The organism is Micromonospora sp. NPDC050686 (assembly GCF_040654475.1).
In the GTDB taxonomy this organism is placed as follows: domain Bacteria; phylum Actinomycetota; class Actinomycetes; order Mycobacteriales; family Micromonosporaceae; genus Micromonospora.
Map to the genome: position 1 here is coordinate 71,747 of NZ_JBFAID010000009.1, position 22,669 is coordinate 94,415.

The following is a 22,669-nucleotide window of genomic DNA, read 5'->3' on the forward strand; positions in this document are numbered from 1 at the left end:
GGTGACCGGCCCCGGCGGCTAACGACCCGCCCGGTCCGGCCGGCCCTTGAGCCGTCGGCCCAACTCCCGGGCGATCTCCCGGTTGGCGTCCCGCTCGGCCAGGGTCTGCCGCTTGTCGTACGACCTTTTGCCCCGGGCCAGGCCCAGCTCGACCTTGGCCCACCCGTTGGCGAAGTACATCGACAGCGGCACCAGGGTCAGCCCGCCCTCGCGCAGCCGGTCCAGAATCCGGTCGATCTCCACCCGCCGCAGCAGCAGCTTGCGGGTGCGGCGCGGGGCGTGGTTCGTCCAGGTGCCGAAGCCGTACTCGGCGATGTGCAGCCCGTGCAGCATCAGCTCGCGGTCGTGTTCCTGGGCGAACGCGTCGACCAGCGACACCCGCCCCTCGCGCAGCGACTTCACCTCGGTGCCGGCCAGCACCAGCCCCGCCTCGTACGTCTTGAGGATGGTGTAGTCGTGCCGTGCCTTCTTGTTCGAGGCGATGAGCCTGCGCCCGGTCTCCCTGGTCACCTGCCACCTCCCCGCTCGGCCGACCCCGAGCAGGATACCCGCCGGGACCCGCGACCCCGGGCGCTGGCGGGTCGGCCCGACAGGTCGACCCGGGCCGGCCGAACGGATCGAAGAACGTGCGCCGGGCTGGCCGCGTGCCGTCCACATCGGATAGACAGGAGCCATGCTGCCGCCCGTGCTCGAGATCTACGTCGTCTGGCACCACGGCGACACCGATGGCGAGGAGATCGCCCACCAGATCGTGGATCACTTCCAGGGGGACGCGTTCACCGGCCTGATCGGCGGGGCGGTGTCGGTGTTCGTCCGGTCGCAAGGGTGGCGCGGCAGCGACGACGTGCCGCGACCGGTCCCGCTGCCGGCCGACCCGCGCCCGGGCAGCTCGCCGCCGGCCGCCTTCGTCGCCGTGGTGCCGCTGCTCGGCACGGCACTGGCCAGAGCCTGCCAGGGCGGGGACGCGCCGTGGCGCGACTACCTGACGGCCCTCGTCGACGGACAGCGGGCCGACCCCGCACATGTCGGCATCTACCCGGTGGTGCTGACCGAGGGCGCGGTCCACCGCACCCGTCTCGGCGCGCTCCTCGACGGCTACCAACGCCTGGACACCGCGGGGCTCCCCGGCGAGTCGCCGGCGCAGCGCCGGTGCCGCGACCTGAGCCAGACCCTCGCCCAGCTGGTGCGGGGCGCCGGCGACCGGGCCCTGACGGTCTTCGTCAGCCACAGCCGGCACGCCGACCCGGACGACGAGCAGCGGGCGACAAACGTCGTACGGCGGGTCTGCGACATGATCGCCGGCACGCGCCTGGACCAGTTCTTCGACGCCCACAGCATCCAGGCCGGGTCGCGGTGGGCGCGGGTGCTGCGCGACAACGCCCGCCGTAGCGCCCTGCTCGCCGTACGCGGGGACCACTACTCGGCCCGCAAGTGGTGCCAGGAGGAGGTGCACCTGGCCAAGTGCGCCGGGGTGCCCATCGTCGTCCTCGACGACCTGCGGGTGAGCGACGACCGCGGCTCCTTTTTGATGGACCACGTGCCGCGGGTTCGGCTCGCCCCGGACCAGCCGGACACCGGCATCCGGCGCGGCCTGCGCAAGTTGGTCGACGAGTGCCTCAGCAGCGCGCTGTGGCAGCGGCAGCGCCGGATCGCGCAGCGACACTGGCCGGATCTGATGGTGGACTGGTGGGCGCCCCGCTCCCCGGAGGCCGCCACGTTCGCCGACTGGTTGCACCGCGTGCGCTCCGGGCGGCCGACGCCGGCCGGTGCTACCGTCCGGGTACTGCACCCGGAACCGCCGCTCGGGCCGCAGGAGAGCCTCGTCCTCGATCAGATGGCCTGGGCCGCCGGCTTCGACGGCGGTGTCGATCTGCTGACCCCGCGGATGCTCGACGCGCGGCTCGGCTGACGATGGAGGCTTGGATGACCGGCTTGTTGCCCCGGGACTCACTGACCGGCGTGCGGGTCGGGCTCTCCGCGTCCGACAGCCCCGACCTGGGCCGGCTCGGCCTGCTGCCCGACCACTTCCGCCTGGCGCTGGCCGAGATCGCCCGGACCGTGCTGGTCGGCGGGGGGACGCTGGCGTACGGCGGCCACCTCCAGCCGGACGGGCACACCAGCTTCCTGCTGCGGGAGGTGCAGCGCTACGGGCCGCTCGACGAGCCGCCGTTGCTGATCTGCCTCGCCTGGCAGAACCACCGCCGGCTGCCCCTGCCCGAGTTGCGCCGGCTGTGCCGCGACGCCGCCCTGCACGCCACCGTCGTCTGCCTGGACCCAGCGGGCAACGAGGTGGATCCGGCGCAGGGCCGGGGCGATGATCCCGCGCCGGTGGACGAGTCGGAGCGGGCGCCGGCGCTCACCGCCATGCGGGCCTGGCTGGCCCGGCGGGTTGACGGCCAGGTGGTCATCGGTGGCCGGCGGGCCGGGTTCACCGGCCGGATGCCGGGCCTGTTCGAGGAGACGCTGCTGGCGGTGGAGCACCGCACCCCGCTCTACCTCGCCGGCGGCTTCGGCGGCGCCACCTGGGACGTCGCCCGCACCGTCGGCGTCGGCGACCCGGACTTCCTCCCGGCGGCCGAGCAGGCCGGGCCGCCCGACCCGGGTTACCGGGACGCGCTCGCCCGGCTCGCCGACCGGTCCGCCGGGCTGGCGGAGAACGGCCTGAGCGCCGAGGAGAACCGGCGGCTGAGCGAGACCCATCGGCCGGGCGAGATCGCCGGGCTGGTCGGCCTCGGGCTCGGCCGGCTCAACGCCGGCCGCCGCTGAAGCCGGGCGGGAGAGCGGACCGACCGGACGGGGGTACGCGCCCCCAGGTTGCGCGTGCGAACATGGACCGTCCCTTGTGAACGCCATGCCACCCGGAAGGATGCCCCGTGGCAGACCGTACCGCTACCTCCGTCGCCGGCTCGGAGCCGGCCATCGACACCAGCGTGCCGCACTCCGCCCGGATCTGGAACTACTGGCTGGGCGGAAAGGACAACTTCGAGGTGGACCGCCTCGCCGGCGAGCAGGTGCGCGCCGTGTTCCCAGCGATGATCGAAACGGCCCGCCAGTCCCGGGCGTTCCTGTCCCGGGCGGTGCGGTACCTCGCCGGGGACGCCGGCATCCGCCAGTTCCTCGACGTGGGCACCGGCCTGCCCACCGCCGACAACACCCACCAGGTGGCGCAGCGGGTCCGGCCGGACAGCCACGTCGTGTACGTCGACAACGACCCGATGGTGCTCGCCCACGCCCGGGCCCTGCTGGTCGGCGCGCCCGAGGGCCTCACCCACTACCTGCACGCCGACCTGCGCGACCCCGAGGCGATCCTGCGGCAGGCCAGGGCGCACCTCGACCTCGACCAGCCGGTGGCGGTGCTGTTCTTCGGCGTCCTCGGGCACGTCGGCGACGACGACGAGGCGGCCGGGGTGGTCCGCCGGCTGCTCGACGCGGTGCCGTCTGGCAGCTACCTGGCGCTCTCCGACGGCACCGACACCAGCCCCGAGGTGATCGAGTCGCACCGGCAGTACAACGAGAGTGGCGCGGTCCCGTACCACCTGCGCAGCCCCGAGCGGATCGCCCGGTTCTTCGCCGGACTGGAGATGGTCGAGCCGGGGCTGGTGCCGTTCACCCAGTGGCGGCCCGAGGGCGCCGTCGTCACCGTCGACGGCTACGGCGGCGTCGGCCGCAAGCCCTGACCGGCGCGCCCGCCGGCCCCGTGTCACGCGGGCCGGCGGGCGGGTCCGGCGTCCTCGCGGGCCGCGGGGCCGAGCAGCACCTCCGGCCGGGCCACCCCGGCCAGCCTGCCGAAGCTCTGCACGTACGCGGCCAGCCGCTGCTGCACCTGGGCCAGCTCAGCCCGGCAGGCCGCGTCGTCGGCCCACTCGCTCTCCGGGGCGTCCGGGTGGGCGAGTTCCCAGGCCCGCAGTGCGGGATGCCAGCGGGACAGAAAGGGCCGCAGCTCCAGGTTGAGCATCGCGATGCCCAACTGCTCCACCGTCGGCTCCGGTCCGGTCTGCACCCCCGGATGCGCCTCCTTCAGCAGGTCCCGGGTGACCGCGAAGAGCCCGTACAGGGAGGTGAGGGCCTCCCGCATCCGCCCGTCGCCGGGACCGAGCGCCTGCGTGGAGACCCGGGTGGCCGTCTCCACGAACAGCTTCCACGCCACCTGCTGACCGTCGCGGGTGACGGCGAAACGCAGCTCGCTGAACTGCGGGACGGTCACGGTGATCTCGGTCAGCCGGACGCTGCGGGCGTACGCGTGCAGGAGCAGTCCGCCCACCAGGCCGGCCGCCGCGCCGAGCAGCATGAACAGCTCCGGACCCTCCATCTGGAGGCCCTGGTAGATCAGCCAGCCCGCGGTGGCGCCGGCCAGCAGGCCGGTGAACCCGCGCGACCACCGGCTTCGTACCCAACCCTCGCCCACGTCCCGGCTCCCTGCTCGCGTCGATGCCACGGTCCGGGCTGAGTATCGCAGTCGATAGCTCGTGTCGGTCCTAACTGGTCGCGGCGCTGTTCGCGCACCTCGGCCGCCCGGTGTTCACCGGCGGCAGGACAGGCTATTTGCTAGGGCGGCGGCGGCGAATCCCCGCCACTCGTCGGCGGTCAGATCGCGGCCGGCGGATGTACACGCCGCTTCCGTCCAGGCGTCAGGCGAAAGGCTCCAGCGAACCACCAGGCCGTCCTCCGGCTCAAGCGCCTCGCCCTCGGTCACCGCGAGAAGGTTCCGACCGTCGGGTGTGAAGGTGAGCGCGACGAGACGCCGCTGGTAGCGCTCCGGAAGGGTGAGGCTAGCCACCTGCTCCCCGGCGTCGAGGTCGGTGACGACGATGCTCCGGTCGGAACGTTGCTGTGCCACATAGCCGGCGGCGGTCGCGGGGTTCGTGCTGTCGGCCGGCTGCAGAAAGCTGCTGTCCTGGTGCAGGGACCGCAGCCGACGTCGTCCCGTGGCGTCCCAGACCTCCAGCGTGCCGTCGGTCCGGGTGACGACGATGTGCTCCGCGCTGCTGGCCACCCGGTCGACGTCCTGGGTGTCCAGCACATGGGCTGAACCAATGCCGATATCGATCACCTGCACCCCGTAGCCTCCGTCCTTGAGATACCTGGTGACTACACGTCCTGAATAGGCAGCCTCCGCGCTCCCGGCTGTCCTGGCAGCCGCCGGCGGCCAGTCGATCTCACCGGTTTCCACGTTGCGGACCCAGAACCGCCCGGGTTCGTCTTCATCGACATAGAGCAGCCCGCGCCGGTCACGCGTGAGCGCGTGCGGTCGTGACCCGTCGTCGGGCGGGCTCAGCTCCCGTACAAGCGGCAGACCGGGTGCTGCGGCGTGGACCTGCACCGCACCACTACTCGTGTTCACGAACAGGCTTCGGCCGTCCGCAGCCCACGCGGCCGCAGTGAAGGTGAGATCGGGGGCACTGAGCGTGGTGTCCAGGACACCCGGTTCCAGCGGACTAACGGAGACGTGGCTGCCTTCCGCGTCGACCACGGCCACCGCGCTGCCGTCGGGCCGGACGTCCAGCTGTGGTGGCGGGCACGCCGAGCACCCCAGCTTCGCCAAAACAGGGGTACGTCGGCCGACCCGAGTGATCTGCTGAAGGTCCCACACGACCAGGTCCTTCCCGGTGATCATCAGCAGGCGTTCGTCGGCACCGAAGAATCGCAGGCCCCCGGCAACGGTGGTGCTGTTGCCCGGCATCGCGAGCTGACTGGTCACGAGGTCGTCCCCTCGACCGGTGGCGGACACATAGACGGTGCCGCCATCCACGACGGCCAGCCGGGTGCCGTTGTCGCTGATTGCGATGGCCTGCGGCAGTGAGCCGTGCGACAGGCCGCTCAGGTCCGGGCGGTCCTGGTTGACGGGCCGGTCGGTGCGCCAGAGGTTCAAGACCGGCGAGCCGGCGGTGTAGGTGAGCCAGGCACCGTTGCCCGAAACGGTCGTGTGGCGACCGTGCACTCCAGTGAGGAAGTTGTCCGAATGGGCGCGCTTCGTCAGGCGCGGGACGGCGCGGCGCTCCCACTGTCCCCCGCCGTTGACGATGAGTAGTTCCGACTCGCCGTCCATGGCCAGGTTGTCGGATGGCAGGTCACTGCGGGCGCTGGTCCGCCGCCCGGTCGAACGGTCGAGGGTGGTCAGGAGAGTCCCTTGGTCGCGTTCCAGTCCCACCGTCACGTAACGACCGCTCGGCGAGACGACCACCCGGCCGTTGACCCCGGTTGGCATAGGTGCGGGCGCGCTGCCAGCCAACGAGGCCCGGCCGTCGCCGGGCGTCCAGACGTACGCGGTTGCACCGTCGGTGGCTGCCACCACCTGCCCGTCGGCACTGACCGACAGGCCTTTCACCGGCCGCCCCAGCTGCGGTAGCTCGACCCGCCCTCCTGTCCCGATGTCCCATACGTGCACCCTGCCGCTCCGGGTGCCGGCCACCGCGAACCGACCGTCCCGGGAGCCGACCGACGTCGTCACCTCGTCGTCGGCGTGCAGGTACCGAACCAGGTGTGGGCTGGCCGTCACCGCCTGGAACAGCGCGGCCCGCGTCTGCCGGTCCGGGTTCATCCGGTACGCCTCGACGGCGAGCAGTTGGGCAAGGTCGAGCCGGGTAGCCTGCAATGCCAGCGAGTTCGCCGCCAACTGCCGGGCGGTGGCGATCCGCGTCTGGTCGACAGCCGCGTTGCGCTGCCACAGCGCGACGGTCGTCGTTCCGAGAAGCACGGCGAGGGTCGCCGCCACCGTGGCGCGAAACTGGAAGCGGCGGAGCCTGCTCTCCCGGTGCATCTCGGCCTTGGACTTGCCGTGCAGAGGCGCAGCGAACTCGATCACCAGGTCACCGAGGCGCAGCTCCCTCGGACGCGGCCGGATCAACTGGCGGAGCCGCGACGGCGCCTCGGTTTCCTGGTCGGACGGGTGCACGACTCCCTGCAGGCCGCGAAGGTCGATCCAACGCGGTACGCCACTGGGAAATTTTCCCCGTAGGACGACGGGCAGGCTGTCGGTGACGGACCAGTCGAAGTCGGGGGCGTCACGGGGCCATACCAGGTTGCCGTCCGTCAGGGCGATCAGGATGCGGTTCCGTGAACGGTTGTTGAGCCACCAGGTGACCTCCTGTTCCACCCAGTGCGACGTCGCCGCCCGGCGGGAGGCCATCAGTACGAACCACGACGAGGTGGCTAGTGCCGCTTCGATGTCTTTCCAGAGGTGCGGGCTGGCGCCAAGGTCGTGTTCGTCGCGAAAGATATGCAAAGCCCGAACCCGGTACCACGGACGGGCGAACGAATGCAGCGCTGAGTGCAGGGCCCGGGCGATCATCCGATCCTGCGCGTGGCTGTAGGAGATGAACGCATCGTACTCCGGTGCAGCTCGCACGGCGTGACTCCTTTGCGGCCGGTGCGACGGGTGGTCAAGGGCAGGGCGGCCGGTAGGGGATGTCGCCGACATAGGCCACCCACTGGTCCCGCGTTATTCGCGGGCCGCTGTAGCGGCAAAGGGTACGAAGCAGGGCGGTGGGATCGAGGTCCCAGATTCGGACTTCTCCATTGAGGTCGGCCGAGGCGAGTTGGTGACCGTCGGCGCTGACCGCCAACGCCCAGACGGTCGCCTGGTGACCTGTGAACGTCGTCAGAGGGGAGGGCGACCCGTCCGGCGGTGTACGCCAGAGGCGTACGGCTCTGTCTGCGCCACCGGACACGAGAAGCCGACCGTCGGGGGAGAAGGTTAGGGCGCTTCCGCCATCCCGGTGACCGTTGAACGCGGCGGTCTGCCGCCAGACCTTTTCTGTCTCGGTCCAGATCCGGATCAGTCCGTCGGAGTCGGCCGTAGCCATGCGGGAAGTCGTGGGATCGAATGCGACGGCGCCAACCTGGCCGGTCTCGCCCTCCACAGCAACCCGGCTGGGTTTCGTCCGCTTCCAGTCGCGTACGTTCCAGACCTCGAGCCCGGTGTGGCGTACGATCGCCAACTCTGTGCCGTCCCGACTGAAGGCCACGTCGCCAGGTTTCGCCGGCCCGTCTTTAGGGGGCTCCAGCGGCACTGTGCGGACCGGTCCAGAGTGCGCCGGATCACGCACCTCGGTGAGCAGGAGCCCGGCCTCGGCGCCAGCCACCGCGAGCGTGCGACCCGAGGGGGCGAAGGCCAGACTGTCGGCGGTGCCCAGCGCCAGCGGAAGCCGGCCGACAGGGCGGGTTTTTTCCGGAGCGGCGAAGTCCCAGAAGGCTACGCCTTCTTCTCCGGCGGGGGCGGCGAGCACCTTGCTGTCGTGGGAGACCGCTGCCACATCGGGTCGGGGCCAGCCGGTGAAATGGGGCGCGAAGCTGTGAGGATGTACGACGTCGGTGAAATCCCAGAGCCGCGCCTGTGACCCGGCCATCAATCCGCTGGGGGTGAACACGAGAACCTTAGACGGCCCCGCGGGAAGGGTGGCACGGGGCACGGAAGAACCCGGTTGGCCCACCTGCCAGCGTCGTGCCGTGGAGTCGCTGCTGCCGGTCACCAGCGTCCGGCCGTCCGGGGCGAAGTCCACGGTGTTGACGAAGTCGGTGTGGCCGGAGAGTTCCGTGACCAGCGACGGGCGGAGCGGGTCGCTGGTCTCCCAGATCCGCACCGCTCCCGTGAAGTCCGCAGAGGCAAGACGGTGCCCGTCTGCGGTGAAGGAGAGCGCCTGCACTGAGCTGGTGTGCCCGATGAGGGTAGGCAGCGGTTGCGGGCGGTCGGGGTCCGCGACTGCCCACAGCCGGACCGTGTCGTCGTCACCGCCGGAGACGAGCATGGTGCCGTCGGGGTTGAAGGAAAGGACACCAACCGGGTTGGTGTGGCCCTTGAGGTTGGACAGTCGACGGGGCCGGCGAGGGTCGGCCAGGTCCCAGCGGCGGATACCGAAGTTCTCGTCGGCAGCGGCGAGGGAGCGACCATCCTTGCTGAGAGCGACGGACGGGAGCCCGGTTGTACCCGCTCCGGCAAGCGTGATCACGGGCCGCAGGCCGGCCCGCTCGTCGAAGGCGAACAGCCGTACGGTCTGTCCGGCCTCCACGGTGGCGAGGGTTCGTCCGTCGGCGCTGAGGCTGAGCTGAGCTACGGAGGTGCCGCTACGCGTTCGGGCGAGCTGTCGTGGGGCGGCTGCGTCGCGGATCTCCCAAACCTCGACCGTTCCGTCGCCGCTGCCCGCGAAGAGTCGGCCTTCGCGGTCGACCGCCACGCTGGTCACCTCGCCTGAGAGGGCCGGCAGCCGGCCGACGATGATGTCGGTGGTCACGTCGATCAGCGAGATGCTCGTGCCGCTCGCCACCGCCAGGATCCGACCGTCTGGACGATGGGCAAGGGCGTCCACGTCGTCGGGCAGCTGCCACATACCTGGCATTACGGGGCTGCCCAGCAGGGTTCCCCATGCTTGGTCGGTGGGGTTGATCTGCCACGCTGCCGCGACCAGCTGACGTGCCAGGCCGGGTTGTGCTCCCTGCAGTGCGGCGGACTCGGCGATCAGCTGTCGGGACACTGCGAGGCGGTTCTGCGCCTCCGCGCGGTGCTGTTGCTGGCGGGCGTTGAGGAATCCGGCAGCGGCGCTGACGGCGGTGAGCGAGGAGATGACGACCGCGATGACAGCGGCCCTGATGTTGCGGCGGTAGCGGCGGGTCGCCTCGCCGTACAGCAGGTCCTTGGGCTTGCCTAGGACGGCGGCGGCGAAGTCCGCCGCTGCGGCGGTCAGCGCCTGCCTCCGCCGCCGGCGCGGCTGCCGGGCGTCCAGGGAGCGGCGTAGCTCTCTCAGGTCGACCCAGCGTGGCGGTGAGGGATAAGCGTCGGTCAACGACGGTGGCAGGACCTGCTGCGCCGGATCTACCGGTGTCTGGCCGTTCCACGGAGGATCGCCGTCCGTGATCGCGATCATCAATGAGGCCAACGGATCCGGCTTTTCCGCCAGCCACCAGGCGACCTCCTTTTCGATCCAGGGCGAACGAGCGGCCTCCGGGCTGAGGACGACCAGCAGCCAGGTGGAGCCGCGTAGAGCTCGCAAGATTGAATTCCACAGGTCAGGATTGGCGGAGAGGCTGGAGGCGTCATGGAACACCCGCCAACGCCGCCGGCGGTACCAGGGGTTGTTGAACTGTTCGAGGCTGCCGCGCAGTGCCTTCACCACTCGGCCATCAGGCTTGTGGCAGTACGAGATGAAGACGTCGTAGCTGTCCGGCCCCGGCCGCCGTGGCAGGACCGGTGACGGCGCCGGCGCGTCACCCGGTGACATTGGGCATCCCGGGACTCAGACTTCCGTTGCTGAGCCGCCAAACGGTCGTGGCGGTGCCTGACGGACAGCAGGTCGCATCGCTGCTCCGGTACCAAAGTTCCCGTACGGTCACTCTGCCTGGCCTGAGGGTCACCTGCTGAAAAAGGGTCGGATGCACGCCGTCTTCCTGCTTGCGGGGGGTAACCACGCCTAGCACCTCGAGGCCCCTGTCGGAACCGTCGAAGACCACGTACGCGAAGGCCAGCTGGCCTGCCGCAGTGCCGCCGCCGTTGTTGCAGTCCAGCATGACCGCGGCCTCCTCCGCCCGGTCCCCGTTGATGTCGCCACGGACAGTGTGGCCGACCATGATGTGCACCTCGCCCCAGCCCTGCGACTCGGTGACCGTCTCCGGTCCTGTCAGGCGCACCATCCCGTCGATCTCACAGAAGTCGCCAGGTATGCACGCACCGACCCAACCGGCGGCGGCCGCCTCCGTGACGCTACGTCGGTCGAGAGTCGATGAGTCGCACGAGGCTTCTGTGGCCGCGGAGGGGCTCGGGCAGGCGACGTTGGCCCGCAATCGGTCAGGCAGGCGGGCGCAGAGGGCACCGCTGTCACCGAACTGCTGCCAGTAGTCATCGACGGTCCACTGCCATTCGTCGTCGACCCGGCGGAGTACCAGCCAGCCCCTTCGGCCGGCCTCGGCGCTGACTGTACGGTCCGGGTAGACGTAGGTGACGTTCGCGTATGCCCAGCCCGATGCGCAGCTCACCCGGCCGTCCCTGACGCGCACCATGACATCGGAGCCTTCGAAGATGTGAGGTGCCAGGCGACTTGCGACCTGTTCGAAGCTGGCCCGGTCGAGGCAATCCGTGCTGGCTTCGGTGGCGCTGGACGACGAGGGTGCGGGTGGCGGTTGTGCGGCGCAAGCAGCGCTGGGCGCCAGAAGGACCAGCAGAGTGGCCGCAGCCGTCGCAAGCCGTGCGGATCGTCGGGGTACCGGCATGTGGGATCCCGTCGTCGAGGGGTTCCGGGATGTTTGTGCCCGCCATTCCACCAGCGGGTGAACCCAGGCGGTACCGTCGGCGGGACTCGGATATCCGACAGTCGGCGAGGAGTGGCCGAACCGATGGCCGTGCACGAGCACCAACCCCCGGCTCGTATCCTTTCCGCGAGTCTGCACGTAACAGGGAGGTCGCGGTGAGCAACCGGAGCGAGACGCTGGAGTTCCAGGCCGAGGCCCGTCAGCTGTTGCAGCTGATGGTGCACTCGATCTATTCGAACAAGGACGTCTTCCTGCGGGAACTCGTCTCGAACGCCTCCGACGCGCTGGACAAGCTGCGTCTGGAGTCGATGGTCGACAAGGATCTCGACGCGGACGTCTCCGACCTGCACATCGCCATCGATGTCGACCGGGAGGCCCGCACCCTGACCGTGCGGGACAACGGCATCGGCATGTCCCGCGAGGACGTGGTGTCGCTGATCGGCACGATCGCCAAGTCGGGCACCGCGGAGTTGCTGCGCAAGCTGCGCGAGTCGCAGGACGCCGGCGCGTCGCAGGAGCTGATCGGCCAGTTCGGGGTGGGCTTCTACGCCACGTTCATGGTCGCCGACCGGGTCGTGCTGCTGACCCGGCGGGCCGGGCAGTCCAGCGGCACCCGGTGGGAGTCCACCGGCGAGGGCACGTACACGGTCGAGGCGGTCGACGACGCGCCGCAAGGCACGTCGGTGACCGTGCACCTGAAGCCGGAGGACGCCGAGGACAACTTGCACGACTACGCCTCGGACTGGAAGATCCGGGAGATCGTCAAGCGATACTCGGACTTCATCGCCTGGCCGATCCGGATGACGGTGGAACGGCCGGGGGAGGACGGCGCGACCAGCACCGAGACGCAGACCCTCAACTCGATGAAGGCGCTGTGGGCGCGGCCGCGCAGCGAGGTCGACGAGGCCGAGTACCAGGAGTTCTACAAGCACGTCAGCCATGACTGGGCGGACCCGCTGGAGACCATCCACATGCGGGGCGAGGGGACCTTCGAGTACGAGGCGCTGCTGTTCCTGCCCTCGCACGCCCCGCTGGACCTGTTCTCCCCGCAGGGGCGCCGCGGCGTGCAGCTCTACGTCAAGCGGGTCTTCATCATGGAGGACTGCGAGGCGTTGATGCCCAACTACCTGCGCTTCGTCAAGGGTGTGGTGGACGCCCACGACCTTTCGCTGAACATCTCCCGGGAGATCCTCCAGCAGGACCGGCAGATCCGGGTGGTGCGCCGCCGGCTGGTCAAGAAGGTGCTGGCCACCGTCAAGGAGATGCGGGAGCGGGACGCCGACCGCTACCTGACGTTCTGGAAGGAGTTCGGCTCGGTCGTCAAGGAGGGACTGATCGACGACCCGGACAACCAGTCCGCGATCCTCGACGTCGTCTCGGTCGCCTCCACCCACGACCCCGAGCAGCTGACCACCCTCGCCGGCTACCTGGAGCGGCTGAAGGACGGGCAGAGCGAGATCTACTACGCCACCGGCGAGTCCCGGACCATGCTGGAGAACTCGCCGCACCTGGAGGCGTTCCGGGCCAAGGGGTACGAGGTGCTGCTGCTCACCGACCCGGTGGACGAGGTGTGGGTGGAGCGGGTCGGCCAGGTCGACGGCCGGCAGCTGCGCTCCATCGCCAAGGGCCAGGTCGACCTGGACACCGGCGAGGAGAAGGAGCAGCAGGAGGCGGACCGCAAGCAGTACGCCGACCTGCTCGACTGGATGGGCACCGCGCTGCAGGACTCGGTCAAGGAGGTGCGCCTCTCCACCCGGCTGACCACCTCGCCGGCCTGCGTGGTCGGCGACGCGCACGACATGACGCCGACGCTGGAGAAGATGTACCGGGCGATGGGGCACGAGGTGCCGCAGGTCAAGCGGATCCTGGAGCTCAACCCGGGGCACCCGCTGGTGACCGGGCTGCGCGAGGCGTACGACTCCGACGGCGACCGAACGCAGTTGACCGAGAGCGCCGAGCTGCTCTACGGGCTGGCGCTGCTCGCCGAGGGTGGGGAGCTGGCCGACCCGTCCCGCTTCACCCGACTGCTGGCCGATCGGCTCGCCCGTACGCTCTGACGGCACCGTCCGGGTGGCCGGCGCGGCGCGCCTGCCGGCCACCCGGCACCGGTCGTCCGGCCGGTCGTGATCGAATTCCGGGCAGTGCGTCGTGAAGCCGACAGCCCTATTGTGTTTTTCCGTCAACGATCCTGGTCACTGTTTCGCATTCGCCGACGGCGGTTGTCCGCGCCATTTCCGGCCGGACGTGGGAAACGGTGGCCGGTGGCGTGACGAGGGGGCCTGGACGATGGATGATTTCGGCACCGAGTTGCGTCGGCGCCGGGAGACGGCCGGGCTGTCGCTGACCGATCTGGCCCAGCGGGTGCGGTACAGCAAATCGCACCTGAGCAAGATCGAGTCAGGCGCGAAGCGGCCCAGCGGCCCGCTGGCGCGCAGTTGCGACGTCGCGCTGGCCGCCGATGGCGCCCTGACGCGGCTCGTTCCCGGTCGGCCGGGCCCGCGGGCGTCCGCCCCGCCGCCCGCACAGGCGTGGACGGTGGCGGTGGACGGTACGGATGCGGCGGCGTTCAGCCCCGCCGGGGTGTCGGCGTACCTGCTGGCCGGGCTCACCGGCGTCGGCCCCAGCCCCTCGTCCGGTGACCGCACGGGCGAGGCCGGGGCCGCGCTGCCGCTGGTGCGGGCCTGGTTCGACCAGCTGCGCCTGCTCGGCCAGACCAGCCGGCCCGCGGCGCTCGGCCCGATGCTCGTCTCGACCACCGGCTTCCTGCGCGAGCTATCCGAGGCGTCCCGCCCGCCGGTGCGCCAGCAGGCGTTGCGGCTGGCCGCCCGAATCGCCGAGTACACCGGTTGGATGGCACAGGAGCGGGGCAACGACGCGGCGGCGGCGTGGTGGACCGACCACGCCGTAGAGCTGGCGGTGGCCGGCGGCAACGACGAGCTGCGCGCGTACGCCCTGGTCCGGCGGGCCGAGCTCTGCCTGTACCGGGACGACGCGCTGGGTGCGGCGCAGCTGGCCCAGGAGGCCCGGGCGGCCCGGTGCGGCGCGCGGACCCGCGGCCTGGCCGCGCAGCGGGAGGCCCAGGGGTACGCCCTGATGGGCGACGAGGCCGGCTGCCGGCGGGCGCTGGCCGAGGCGGCCGACCTGCTGGCCGAGGCGGTCGGGGACGACGACGAGCCCGTGCTGGGCAGCACCAGCGCGCCCGATCCGATGCGCTTCGTCACCGCGTGGAGCCTGCACGACCTGGGCCGGCTGGACGAGTCGGCGGCGATCCTCGGCGCCGAACTGGACCTGCTGCCGCCCACCGCGCAGCGCGCCCGTGCCCGGTACGCGGCCCGGCTGGCGCTGGCCCTGGCCGGTCAGCGGCAGCTGGACCGGGCCGCCGCGGTGGTCGGCCCGGCGCTGGAGACGGTGCGGTCGGTGGACTCCGCCACCGCCCGCTACGACCTGCGCCAACTGAATCGGGTGGTGCGGCGCTGGCGCGACGACGAGGCCGTCCGGCAGTTGATGCCGGCGCTGACCACCGCCCTGCGGGTGGCGCCCGCGCGCTGACCTGGTGGCGGGCCCTGGTGCACCGGGAGGGCGAGCACTACGCCGCTACCCGGTCGGCAGTCTCCCGTGTGCTGATTTCTGTCGGTCCGCCCGCGGTGACCGGGGGAGAGGGATATCCTGCCAGCGACGGGCGTTTTCCGCCGGTACTTCTCGAGAACGTGAGCAGCGCGGTCCGATGAATGCGGCTCACGTTTCCCGATGACCATTATCGGTCCGGAGGGAACGCGTCTGTGAAGGCGGGAGCTGTCAGATGACAGGAATCTTTGTCAATTATCGGACGCACGACGCGATGTTCGGCGCCGACCTCATCGACGAGCGGCTGCGCGCCGATTTCGGGGCCCGGCACGTCTTCAGGGACCACCGGTCGGTACGCCCGGGCACCGCCTTCCCGCCGGAGTTGTGGACCCGGCTCCAGGGCAGCCACGTGCTGCTGACGTTGATCGGCCCGTACTGGCTCAGCGTGCTCGACGACCAGGGCAGGCGCCGGCTGGACGACCCGCGCGACTACGTGCGCCGAGAGATCCGCCGGGCGCTGCGCTGGGAGATCCCGGTGGTCCCCGTGCTACTGGGGGACACCCCGCTGCCCGACCCGCCGGCGGTGCCGGAGGACATCCGCGGGCTGTGCGAGCGGGCCGGGGTGCGGGTGCGCAGCCACTCCGCCGGCCCGGACCTGGACGCCCTGGTCGCCGAGGTGTCCGCCCTGCTGCCGGCCGACCTCGCCGTACGGCGTTCTCCGCAGGTGCCGGCGGCGGTGCTGCGCGGCGCCGCGCACCCCGCCCCCTGACCGGCGGCTGCTGGCGGGCGCCGGTTGCGGCGCACCGGGGGAACTGCGTCGCCAGGATCCATTCCGGACACCAGCAGAGCCGTCACCGCAAAGGCGAGAGCGACTCCGTAGTCGCCTACGGACAGTGACCCTTCCGGCCGGGCGGCGGTGGTGAGGGCGGCGCGAGGCGGCCCTCCGGTCCCGGCGCCCGGAGGAACGTGCCGGTGCGGCGGGGAAGGCGCGCCGGCCGGTGCGCCAGGTGGACGGCGACGCCGCCCTCCGCCTCGTGGCCGACCGCATCCGCCCAGCTCACCGCAGGTGTTCACCGTCCAGGAAGGACGCCAGGGGTGCGGCATCATCCACCCTTTGCGCACCGGCGCAACCCGGGAAGCGCCCGATCGCCCTTCCGGGTGAAGAACTTCACAAGAAGTGGGCAATCGGCACCAACCGTTCCTAACGTCGGATGGGTCCGCTCCTCGCGGACACCACGGTCGGTAACGCCCAATCCTGCCGCCGGCCGTCGGTACCTGGACCTCAGGCATGGAGCGGGGGACCCAACGTTCTCCGGTGCACGGCACCTCGGGGTGAAGCCGCCTGTGGCGGCCGGGCTCCTCGGCCCGAACCCGACAGCTCACCTCGTCGGCGTGGAGGAAACGACAGATGGCAACTGAATACCAGGCCCGTCACCGTCGGGCCAACACGCGTCAGGTCACCGGCCGGGTCGCCGTGGGGGCGCTCGCCACAGGTGCGGTGACCGGCGCCATGGCACTGTTCGGACCGGCCACCGCGGCGCAGGCGGCCAGCGTCAACTGGGACGCGATCGCCCAGTGCGAGTCCGGCGGCAACTGGAAGATCAACACCGGGAACGGCTACTACGGTGGCCTGCAGTTCTCCCGCAGCACCTGGAACGGCTACGGCGGTCAGAAGTACGCGGCGCGGGCCGACCTGGCCAGCCGCAGCGAGCAGATCGCCGTCGCCGAGAAGGTGCTGAAGGGTCAGGGCATCGGCGCCTGGCCGACGTGCGGCAAGAAGGGCGGCTCGACGAAGAGCTACTCGGCGAAGTCCGACAATCGTTCCGAGACCAAGTCGGAGCGCAGGTCGGCGCAGAAGTCCGAGCGCAAGTCCGAGCACCGCACCGAGAAGAGGTCCTCACGTCAGGACCGCGGCGAGCAGCGTGCCTTGCGCGGCACCGAGCGGCGCTCGGCGCCGGCTCGGTCCATGTCGACCGGCGGCAACTACCTGGTCAAGCCGGGTGACACCCTGTCGCAGATCGCGACGGCCCGCGACCTGGCGGGTGGCTGGCAGGCGCTGTACGAGCGCAACAAGCGCGTCATCGGCGGCAGCCCGGACCTGATCTTCCCGGGGCAGCGGCTCAGCCTCTGATCTTGTCGGCTCGGCCCGGCTCCCCGGTTCGGGGGCCGGCCGGCGTCGCGTACGGCTCACGCCGTGCGGGGCGGGCACGACGACGAACGCCCGGCCGGGGTTTCCCGGCCGGGCGTTCGTCGCAGTTGGCGCTCAGGCGTAGACGTGCACCGGCAGGCCGACCTTGATCGTGCCCCAGAGCCGGTTCATCGCCGGCACCGTCACCCGTACGCAGCCGTGGCTGGCCGGGTAGGCCGGCACCGAGGTGGCGCCGTGGATGGCGTAGCCCCGGTAGAAGTAGTTCGGCCGCCACAGCAACCCGAGGTCGCTCTGCCGCCAACCGTCGATCCGTCGGGTGATCTTGTAGTTCCCCCGGACGGTCGGGGTGCTGGCCTTGCCGCCGGAGGCGTCCAGGATCCGGATCACCTGCCCGTTGCGGGCCAGGTACAGCACCTGCTTGGACAGGTTCGCCTCCAGCGAGAGGCCGGAGTGCTTGTATCGCGGCTTCGGGACCACCGGCTTGCTCAGCGCCGCCCAGGTCCTGGGCCCGACGATGCCGTCGCGCGACAGGCCGTTCACCTTCTGGAAGGCGACCACCGCGTGGAACGTCGACGACCCGAAGACACCGTCGACCGCGCCGACGTCGTAGTGCAGCGCCACCAGCCGGCGTTGCAGGCTGGTCACCGCGGTGCCGCGGGCACCCTGCTTGAGGGTGGGCTGCGCCAGCGCCAGGGTGGCACTGGCGTTGACCGTCGTGACGACACCGGTGGTGACCGGCGCGGTCAGCTGCCGGGCGGCCGGCGACTGCTCGCGGGGCGCCGCCTGGGCGGCGCCGATCGGCACGAACATGCTCCCGGCGACCGCGAGCGCGACCAGCGCTGCGGCCCGGCGGGTGCGGGTGGTGGGGGGCGACATGTCGATCTCCTTACCCCGTGGTGGACACACCCGGACGACGGTCGCCCGGGAGATTATCGGAGCCCGGTTTCAACCGTAGTCCGGCGGGGCAAGACCGTGGGGTCCACTCTCGAACCGTTATCGTGGATCTGTCCAACTTCGGTCGGACTGTGCCGGACGAGCCGGCCGGCCGGGAGGATGGGCCGGACGAACCGGCCGGCCGGGAGGAGTCGTCATGCCCGTGAGGCCGTCACAGGATGCGCTCACCGTGCGCCGGCTGCGCCTCGGCGTCGGCGTGCTCGGCATCGCCCTGCCGTTCCTGCTGATCGCCGGCGAGGCCGTACGCGCCGGGCGGCTGGTGCTGCTCGACTCGATCAGCGCCTACTACCACACCGGTGTGCGGGACGTCCTGGTCGGCAGCATGTGCGCCATCGGCGTCTTCCTCCTCTGCTACCGCTACGCCCGGATCGACGACGTGCTCAGCACGATCGCCGGGGCGCTGTCCATCCTGGTGGCGCTGCTGCCCGCCGCCACCGCCGGCGCGGACGCCACCGACCGACTGATCGGCCGGCTGCACCAGGTCTTCGCCGCCGCGTTGTTCCTGCTGCTGGCCGCGTTCTGCTTCCTGTTCGCCCGCAGCGGTCCGAGCCGGCCCCGGCTGGCCGCCGAGAAACCGGGCCGCGACCCGCTCTACCGCGGCTGCGGGGTGGTCATCCTCGTCGCCGTCGGGCTGGCGCTGGCCAGCAACGCCCTGCCGGCCGCCACCCGGGACGCGGTGCGGCCGCTGCTGTGGTGCGAGATCGTCGCCGTGCTCGCCTTCGGCGTCGCCTGGCTGGCGAAGGGACAGGCGATCGTCCGGGACGCCGTCGGCGTCGTGGACCCGACCGCCGTGCCGGCCGCGCGGGTGCCCACCGAGGGCCGCCCGGTGCCGTGACCGGCCGGTCCACCCGGCCACGGCACCGTACGCGCGGTGCTCAGCCGGCGACCTCGGCGAGGTAGCGTTCGGCCCGGTCGGGGGACATGAACCAGTCGTCGAAGTCGGTGGGATCGCTGAACCCGTTGGCGAAGCGCCGGGCGATCGTCGGGTTGCCGGCCGCCGCGCCCAGCACCTGCTGCACGTGCGGCGGCAGCGGTTGCAGCATCGCGTTGGTCCAGGCGGTGACCGCCCGGCCGGTGTCGAACCAGAACCGCTCGAAGGTCCGGGTCATCCACTCCCGGTCGAACGGCCGGTCGCCGTGCTCCAGGATCGACCGCAGGTACGCCGCCGCGCACTTGGCGGCGGTGTTGCTGCCCTGGCCGGTGACGGGATCGTTGGCGACCACCACGTCGGCCATGCCGAGCACCGCGCCGCCCGACGGCAGCTCGGCCACCGGCAGGCGCACCGTCGGCGTGTACCGGCCGGACAGGGTGGCCCGGGCGTCGGTGAGTTCCACCTCCCGACACCGCTCGTAGATCCACGGGGTGTAGCGGCGGGCCAGGTCGAGGGTGGCCTTGAGGTGGTCGGCCGGGTCGAGCCGGTCCCGCCACAGGTCCAGCGGGCCGTCCGGCACCGCCTCCCAGAACAGGATCTCGCACGGCCCGGACAGGGTCAGCGCCGGGATGACGAACAGCTCGCCCAGCCCGGGTACGGCGTTGAAGCTGACGTGCGGCACCGGCAGCAGCGGATCCGGCGCCATCCCGTGCACGTACGCCACGGCCAGACCCCGTTGTGGGGTGGTGTGCACGGACCGCTGCGGGTCGCGGGCGAACACGCCCACCAGGTCGCCCTTGCCGGCTGCGACGATCGTCAGGTCGTAGCGGCCGAGCCGGGTCAGGCCGTCCAGGTCGGCGGTGGTCACTCCCTGGTAGTGGATGGTGCCGCCGCGTTCCTCGAACAGCTCCAGCCAGGCCGCCATCTTCAGCCGCTGGTCGGTGCTCTGCGCCGGCTCGTCCAGCGGGCAGGGGATGCGCAGGGCGCGCTCGCCCGGGGGCGCGGACAGCGACACGTGCAGCGCGTGGATGTCCGGCGCCTGGTCCTGCCACAGGTCGAGCCCGTACCGGCGTTCGGTGCGCAGGGCCTCGGCGAACATCGCCTGGGTGCTCATCACCCAGCCGCGCCGGATCTCGTCCGGGGTGCGGGCCGACATGAGGGTCACCTGGTAGCCCTCGGCGAGCAGGCTCAACCCGAGTTGCAGGCCGGACTGCCCGGCGCCGACGATCAGGACTCTACGCATGGTGTCTCCACTGGTTGGACTGTCGCGGGTCGGGCGCGAGGGGAGCGGGGCCGCCGGTGCGTGCCATGGTGTGCTCGACGGCCACCAGCAGCGTCCGGGTCACCGACGCCGGGTCGCGGGCGTCGCAGGCGGTCACCGGGACGTCCGCGGACAACGCGAGGGCCGCGCGTACGTCCTCCAGTGGGTGGGTGAGCACCCCGTCGAAAAGGTTCACGCAGACCACGAACGGCAGGTCGACGTCGTGCTCGAAGTAGCTGACCGCCGGGAAGGAACCCTCTAGGTGCCGGGTGACGGCCAGCACCAGCGCCGGCTCTGCGCACCGTCCTGGACGGCGTCACCGCCGCTGTGGCCGGCGGACGTCGCCGGCCGGGCCGCCCGCCCCCGCCCGCCGCCACAACTGCCACAGCACCGACCCGTCCGGCAGCCGGAAGGACCCGCCGACCGCGTAGCCGTGCCGGTGGTAGCGGGCCAGCAGCGCCTCGTCGCAGGTCTCCGCGTACATCGGCAGCCCGAGGGTGGCCATCCGACGGTGACTGCCGGCGAGCAACTGCCCGATGCGAATCGACCGGCCGGGCGGCGACGGCACGGCCAGGAACGCCAGGTGATTGTGGGCGGTCACCGGACGGTGCAGGGACAGGACGCCGTCGAGCAGGCGGAAACGCTCGACATGGTCGCCGCACGTGGTCGTGAGGCGGGCCAGGAAGTCGACCGGCAGCGGCAGCGGACGGTAGCGGTGCATCCAGACGGCGGCGCCCGTGCCGTCCGGAAGCAGGTGCACCTCGCCGAAGAGCAGCGCGTGCTCGGCCCAGATCCGGGCGACGGCGGCGAGCACCGTCCGCCGCCGGTCCGGTGCGGGCACCAGCCACGTCGCGGACGGGGTCAGCAGTGTGGTGTCGGCGATCAGGCCGGTGATCTGGTCGAGGTCGGTCCAACGGGCACGCACGAGACACGGTACGGATGTCATGGCAGGTCCTCATCACTTCACGGAGGCAGCGGCAGGGCGGCGAGCGGCGTCAACGGCCGACGCCGGGGCACCGGCGTCCTTGGGGCGGCCGGCGCGTCAGGCGCGTACGTGGTGGACCACCGGCGCGGGCCGGGCCCGGGCGCGGCGGTCGAGGACGGTCCTCAGGCGGGTCTGGTGCCGGGCTGCGGCCAGGGTGCGGACCTCAGGTCACGACCGGACCGCCAGCATCCTCCGGCCGGCAGCACCGGCGCGGACCACGGGAGCGTCGCCGCGTCGGCCGGGCTGCCGTGGCCGGCGCCACCGGCGCCGGCACTGCTCTCACCGCCGCCCGGCGCGGTCGAGCCCCGCGCCGGGCCAGGGGAGGGCGGGTTGCCGGCGGCGCGGCGCTGCCCGGCGGGCTGCCGCTCGGCGCTTGCGGCCCCGGCCGCGTTCAGGTCGGATCGGGCCACGGCGCTGGTCAGCCGGCTACCCGGTTGCCCGTCGGCGGGCGGCGCGGCCGGGACGGCGCCGGCCGGCGCGTGGACCCCGGCCGGTGCCGGCACGCTGCCGGGCAGCTCGGTGACCAGGCCCGGACCGGCCTGCGGCCCGACGGCCGGCGCCGACGGGACGGGCGCCGAGGGGACGGGCATTGTGGGCGGCGCGGGCGCGATCGGCCGGTCCCCGGGGTCGACGACACCGAGGATTGGCCCGAGGACGGGGTCCACGATGCCGCTGACGGGCGCGAGGACGGGGTCGACGATGGCGGTGACGGGCGCGAGGACGGGGTCGACGATGGCGGTGACGGGCGCGAGGACGGGGTCGACGATGGCGGTGACGGGCGCGAGGACGGGTTCGACGGAGCGGGTGACCGGGCCGGCCGTCCGGTCGACGATGCCGGTGACCGGCTCCACCACCGGATCGGCGACCCGGGCGACCGGCTCGACCACCGCCGGACGGACCGGCGTCGTCGCCTCCGGCACGCTGGCCGTCATCGGTCCCAGCACGTCAGGCACGGCAGCGGCCAGCGGTGTGAGTAGCCTTCCGGCGGCGCCGGTGACCGCTGCCCGGGCCTGCGGCAGCCGGACCGCGGCCCCCGGCGACGCCCCGCCGGTCGAGGTCGCCTGCTGTCCGGCGCCGTCGTCGGCGGAGCAGGCCGCGGGCCGCCGATGGGCGGCGCCGGCCGTCGACGCGCGGGAACGGCGCTGGTCGCGTGCCTCGCCGGCCGGAGCCGGCAGCCGGTGGCCGGCCAGGCGCGGACCGGGGGAGCGGCCCGCCGAGGGCTTCGCCGCCGTGGCGCGCTCCCCGAGGGCTCGGGCCGGTCGGGTGGGCGGCGCTGTCGATCCCGTCTCGCTCCCGGCCGGCTCGCCCCGCCGTGGCCCGGCGGCCGGCGCGTCGTCCGGCAGCACGGGCCGGGCCAGCGGCGCGGTGACCAGCCGGGTGGCCCGGTCGGTCAGTCCACCCAGGACCGCGCTGACCGGGGTGTCGTCGGCGCGGGCGGCGTCGTCCGCCACGGCGTCGTATGCGCTCCACGCGACTGCGGCACCGGCGACCAGGAGGGCGGCCCGCAGCACGAGTGGCGCCGACCACCCACCGCCCCGCATCGCCCCACCTCCCGGGCCGTCATCGCCGCACGAAGAGGATCTCACTGTACCCAGGGTCACCGCCCGCGCACAGTCCCGCGCCGGGCGGATCGTCCACCGCCGTCGACCG

The 22,669-nt window shown here is 72.1% G+C and carries 18 protein-coding genes and 1 riboswitch; of the genes, 8 read left to right on the plus strand and 10 right to left on the minus strand.

The annotated features are described in order from the left end of the window. Positions 1–18: 18 nt before the first annotated feature. Complete coding sequence (gene smpB, locus AB0H57_RS09990; RefSeq protein WP_357504617.1) at positions 19–510, minus strand: SsrA-binding protein SmpB; 492 nt, start codon at positions 508–510, stop codon at positions 19–21. A gap of 175 nt (positions 511–685) precedes the next feature. Here smpB and AB0H57_RS09995 point away from each other — a divergent pair, with 175 nt between their 5' ends. From AB0H57_RS09995 to AB0H57_RS10005, 3 genes are all read left to right on the plus strand, one after another. Beyond that, complete coding sequence (locus AB0H57_RS09995; RefSeq protein ID WP_357504619.1) at positions 686–1,909, plus strand: TIR domain-containing protein; 1,224 nt, start codon at positions 686–688, stop codon at positions 1,907–1,909. 14 nt (positions 1,910–1,923) lie between these two features. After that, the gene (locus tag AB0H57_RS10000) at positions 1,924–2,766 is read left to right on the plus strand and encodes a hypothetical protein (RefSeq protein WP_357504621.1); all 843 of its coding nucleotides are present in this window, start codon (positions 1,924–1,926) and stop codon (positions 2,764–2,766) included. Between the two features lie 107 nt (positions 2,767–2,873). Further along, on the plus strand, positions 2,874–3,677 hold the full coding sequence (locus AB0H57_RS10005) for an SAM-dependent methyltransferase (protein ID WP_357504623.1): 804 nt from the start codon (positions 2,874–2,876) through the stop codon (positions 3,675–3,677). Positions 3,678–3,700: 23 nt separating this feature from the next. On the opposite strand, the gene AB0H57_RS10010 is transcribed toward AB0H57_RS10005, so the two are convergent. The 4 genes from AB0H57_RS10010 to AB0H57_RS10025 form a co-directional block, all read right to left on the minus strand. Further along, a complete protein-coding gene (locus AB0H57_RS10010) occupies positions 3,701–4,405 on the minus strand; it encodes a hypothetical protein (RefSeq protein ID WP_357504624.1) in 705 nt (234 codons plus the stop codon). 114 nt (positions 4,406–4,519) lie between these two features. Then, positions 4,520–7,345 carry a TIR domain-containing protein gene (locus AB0H57_RS10015; RefSeq protein ID WP_357504626.1) on the minus strand — a complete coding sequence of 942 codons (2,826 nt, stop codon included), beginning with the start codon at positions 7,343–7,345 and terminating at the stop codon, positions 4,520–4,522. A 34-nt stretch (positions 7,346–7,379) separates the two neighbouring features. Continuing rightward, positions 7,380–10,211 (minus strand): TIR domain-containing protein, encoded by a 2,832-nt coding sequence (locus AB0H57_RS10020; protein ID WP_357504628.1) that lies wholly within the window; start codon positions 10,209–10,211, stop codon positions 7,380–7,382. Continuing rightward, positions 10,198–11,196 (minus strand): hypothetical protein, encoded by a 999-nt coding sequence (locus AB0H57_RS10025; protein ID WP_357504630.1) that lies wholly within the window; start codon positions 11,194–11,196, stop codon positions 10,198–10,200. The genes AB0H57_RS10020 and AB0H57_RS10025 overlap by 14 nt, the downstream gene beginning before the upstream one ends. Positions 11,197–11,390: 194 nt before the next feature. Between AB0H57_RS10025 and htpG the strand changes: the two genes are divergently transcribed. The 4 genes from htpG to AB0H57_RS10045 all read left to right on the plus strand — a co-directional run bounded on the left by htpG (position 11,391) and on the right by AB0H57_RS10045 (position 16,930). After that, positions 11,391–13,292, plus strand: coding sequence for a molecular chaperone HtpG (gene htpG, locus AB0H57_RS10030; protein WP_357504632.1), 1,902 nt, complete (start codon positions 11,391–11,393; stop codon positions 13,290–13,292). Positions 13,293–13,521: 229 nt separating this feature from the next. Continuing rightward, a complete protein-coding gene (locus AB0H57_RS10035; RefSeq protein ID WP_357504634.1) occupies positions 13,522–14,784 on the plus strand; it encodes a helix-turn-helix transcriptional regulator in 1,263 nt (420 codons plus the stop codon). Positions 14,785–15,034: 250 nt separating this feature from the next. Continuing rightward, positions 15,035–15,568, plus strand: a complete 534-nt coding sequence (locus AB0H57_RS10040) for a toll/interleukin-1 receptor domain-containing protein (protein WP_357504636.1) — start codon at positions 15,035–15,037, stop codon at positions 15,566–15,568. Between the two features lie 467 nt (positions 15,569–16,035). Next, positions 16,036–16,207: riboswitch (cyclic di-AMP (ydaO/yuaA leader) on the plus strand. Next, positions 16,208–16,930 (plus strand): transglycosylase family protein, encoded by a 723-nt coding sequence (locus AB0H57_RS10045; protein ID WP_357504638.1) that lies wholly within the window; start codon positions 16,208–16,210, stop codon positions 16,928–16,930. It begins immediately after the preceding riboswitch. Positions 16,931–17,062: 132 nt separating this feature from the next. Here the strand turns inward: AB0H57_RS10045 and AB0H57_RS10050 are convergent, their stop codons facing one another. After that, positions 17,063–17,824 (minus strand): L,D-transpeptidase family protein, encoded by a 762-nt coding sequence (locus tag AB0H57_RS10050; RefSeq protein WP_357504640.1) that lies wholly within the window; start codon positions 17,822–17,824, stop codon positions 17,063–17,065. A 214-nt stretch (positions 17,825–18,038) separates the two neighbouring features. Between AB0H57_RS10050 and AB0H57_RS10055 the strand changes: the two genes are divergently transcribed. Beyond that, positions 18,039–18,737, plus strand: coding sequence for a DUF998 domain-containing protein (locus AB0H57_RS10055; RefSeq protein ID WP_357504642.1), 699 nt, complete (start codon positions 18,039–18,041; stop codon positions 18,735–18,737). 40 nt (positions 18,738–18,777) lie between these two features. On the opposite strand, the gene AB0H57_RS10060 is transcribed toward AB0H57_RS10055, so the two are convergent. The 4 genes from AB0H57_RS10060 to AB0H57_RS10075 all read right to left on the minus strand — a co-directional run bounded on the left by AB0H57_RS10060 (position 18,778) and on the right by AB0H57_RS10075 (position 22,560). Beyond that, positions 18,778–20,016, minus strand: coding sequence for a styrene monooxygenase/indole monooxygenase family protein (locus tag AB0H57_RS10060; RefSeq protein WP_357504644.1), 1,239 nt, complete (start codon positions 20,014–20,016; stop codon positions 18,778–18,780). Continuing rightward, the gene (locus AB0H57_RS10065) at positions 20,009–20,317 is read right to left on the minus strand and encodes a hypothetical protein (RefSeq protein WP_357504646.1); all 309 of its coding nucleotides are present in this window, start codon (positions 20,315–20,317) and stop codon (positions 20,009–20,011) included. The genes AB0H57_RS10060 and AB0H57_RS10065 overlap by 8 nt, the downstream gene beginning before the upstream one ends. Before the next feature lie 33 nt (positions 20,318–20,350). Then, a complete protein-coding gene (locus AB0H57_RS10070; protein WP_357504648.1) occupies positions 20,351–20,980 on the minus strand; it encodes a hypothetical protein in 630 nt (209 codons plus the stop codon). A 161-nt stretch (positions 20,981–21,141) separates the two neighbouring features. After that, entirely contained in the window at positions 21,142–22,560 is a 1,419-nt protein-coding gene (locus AB0H57_RS10075; RefSeq protein ID WP_357504649.1) for a hypothetical protein, read from the minus strand. Positions 22,561–22,669: the final 109 nt, after the last annotated feature.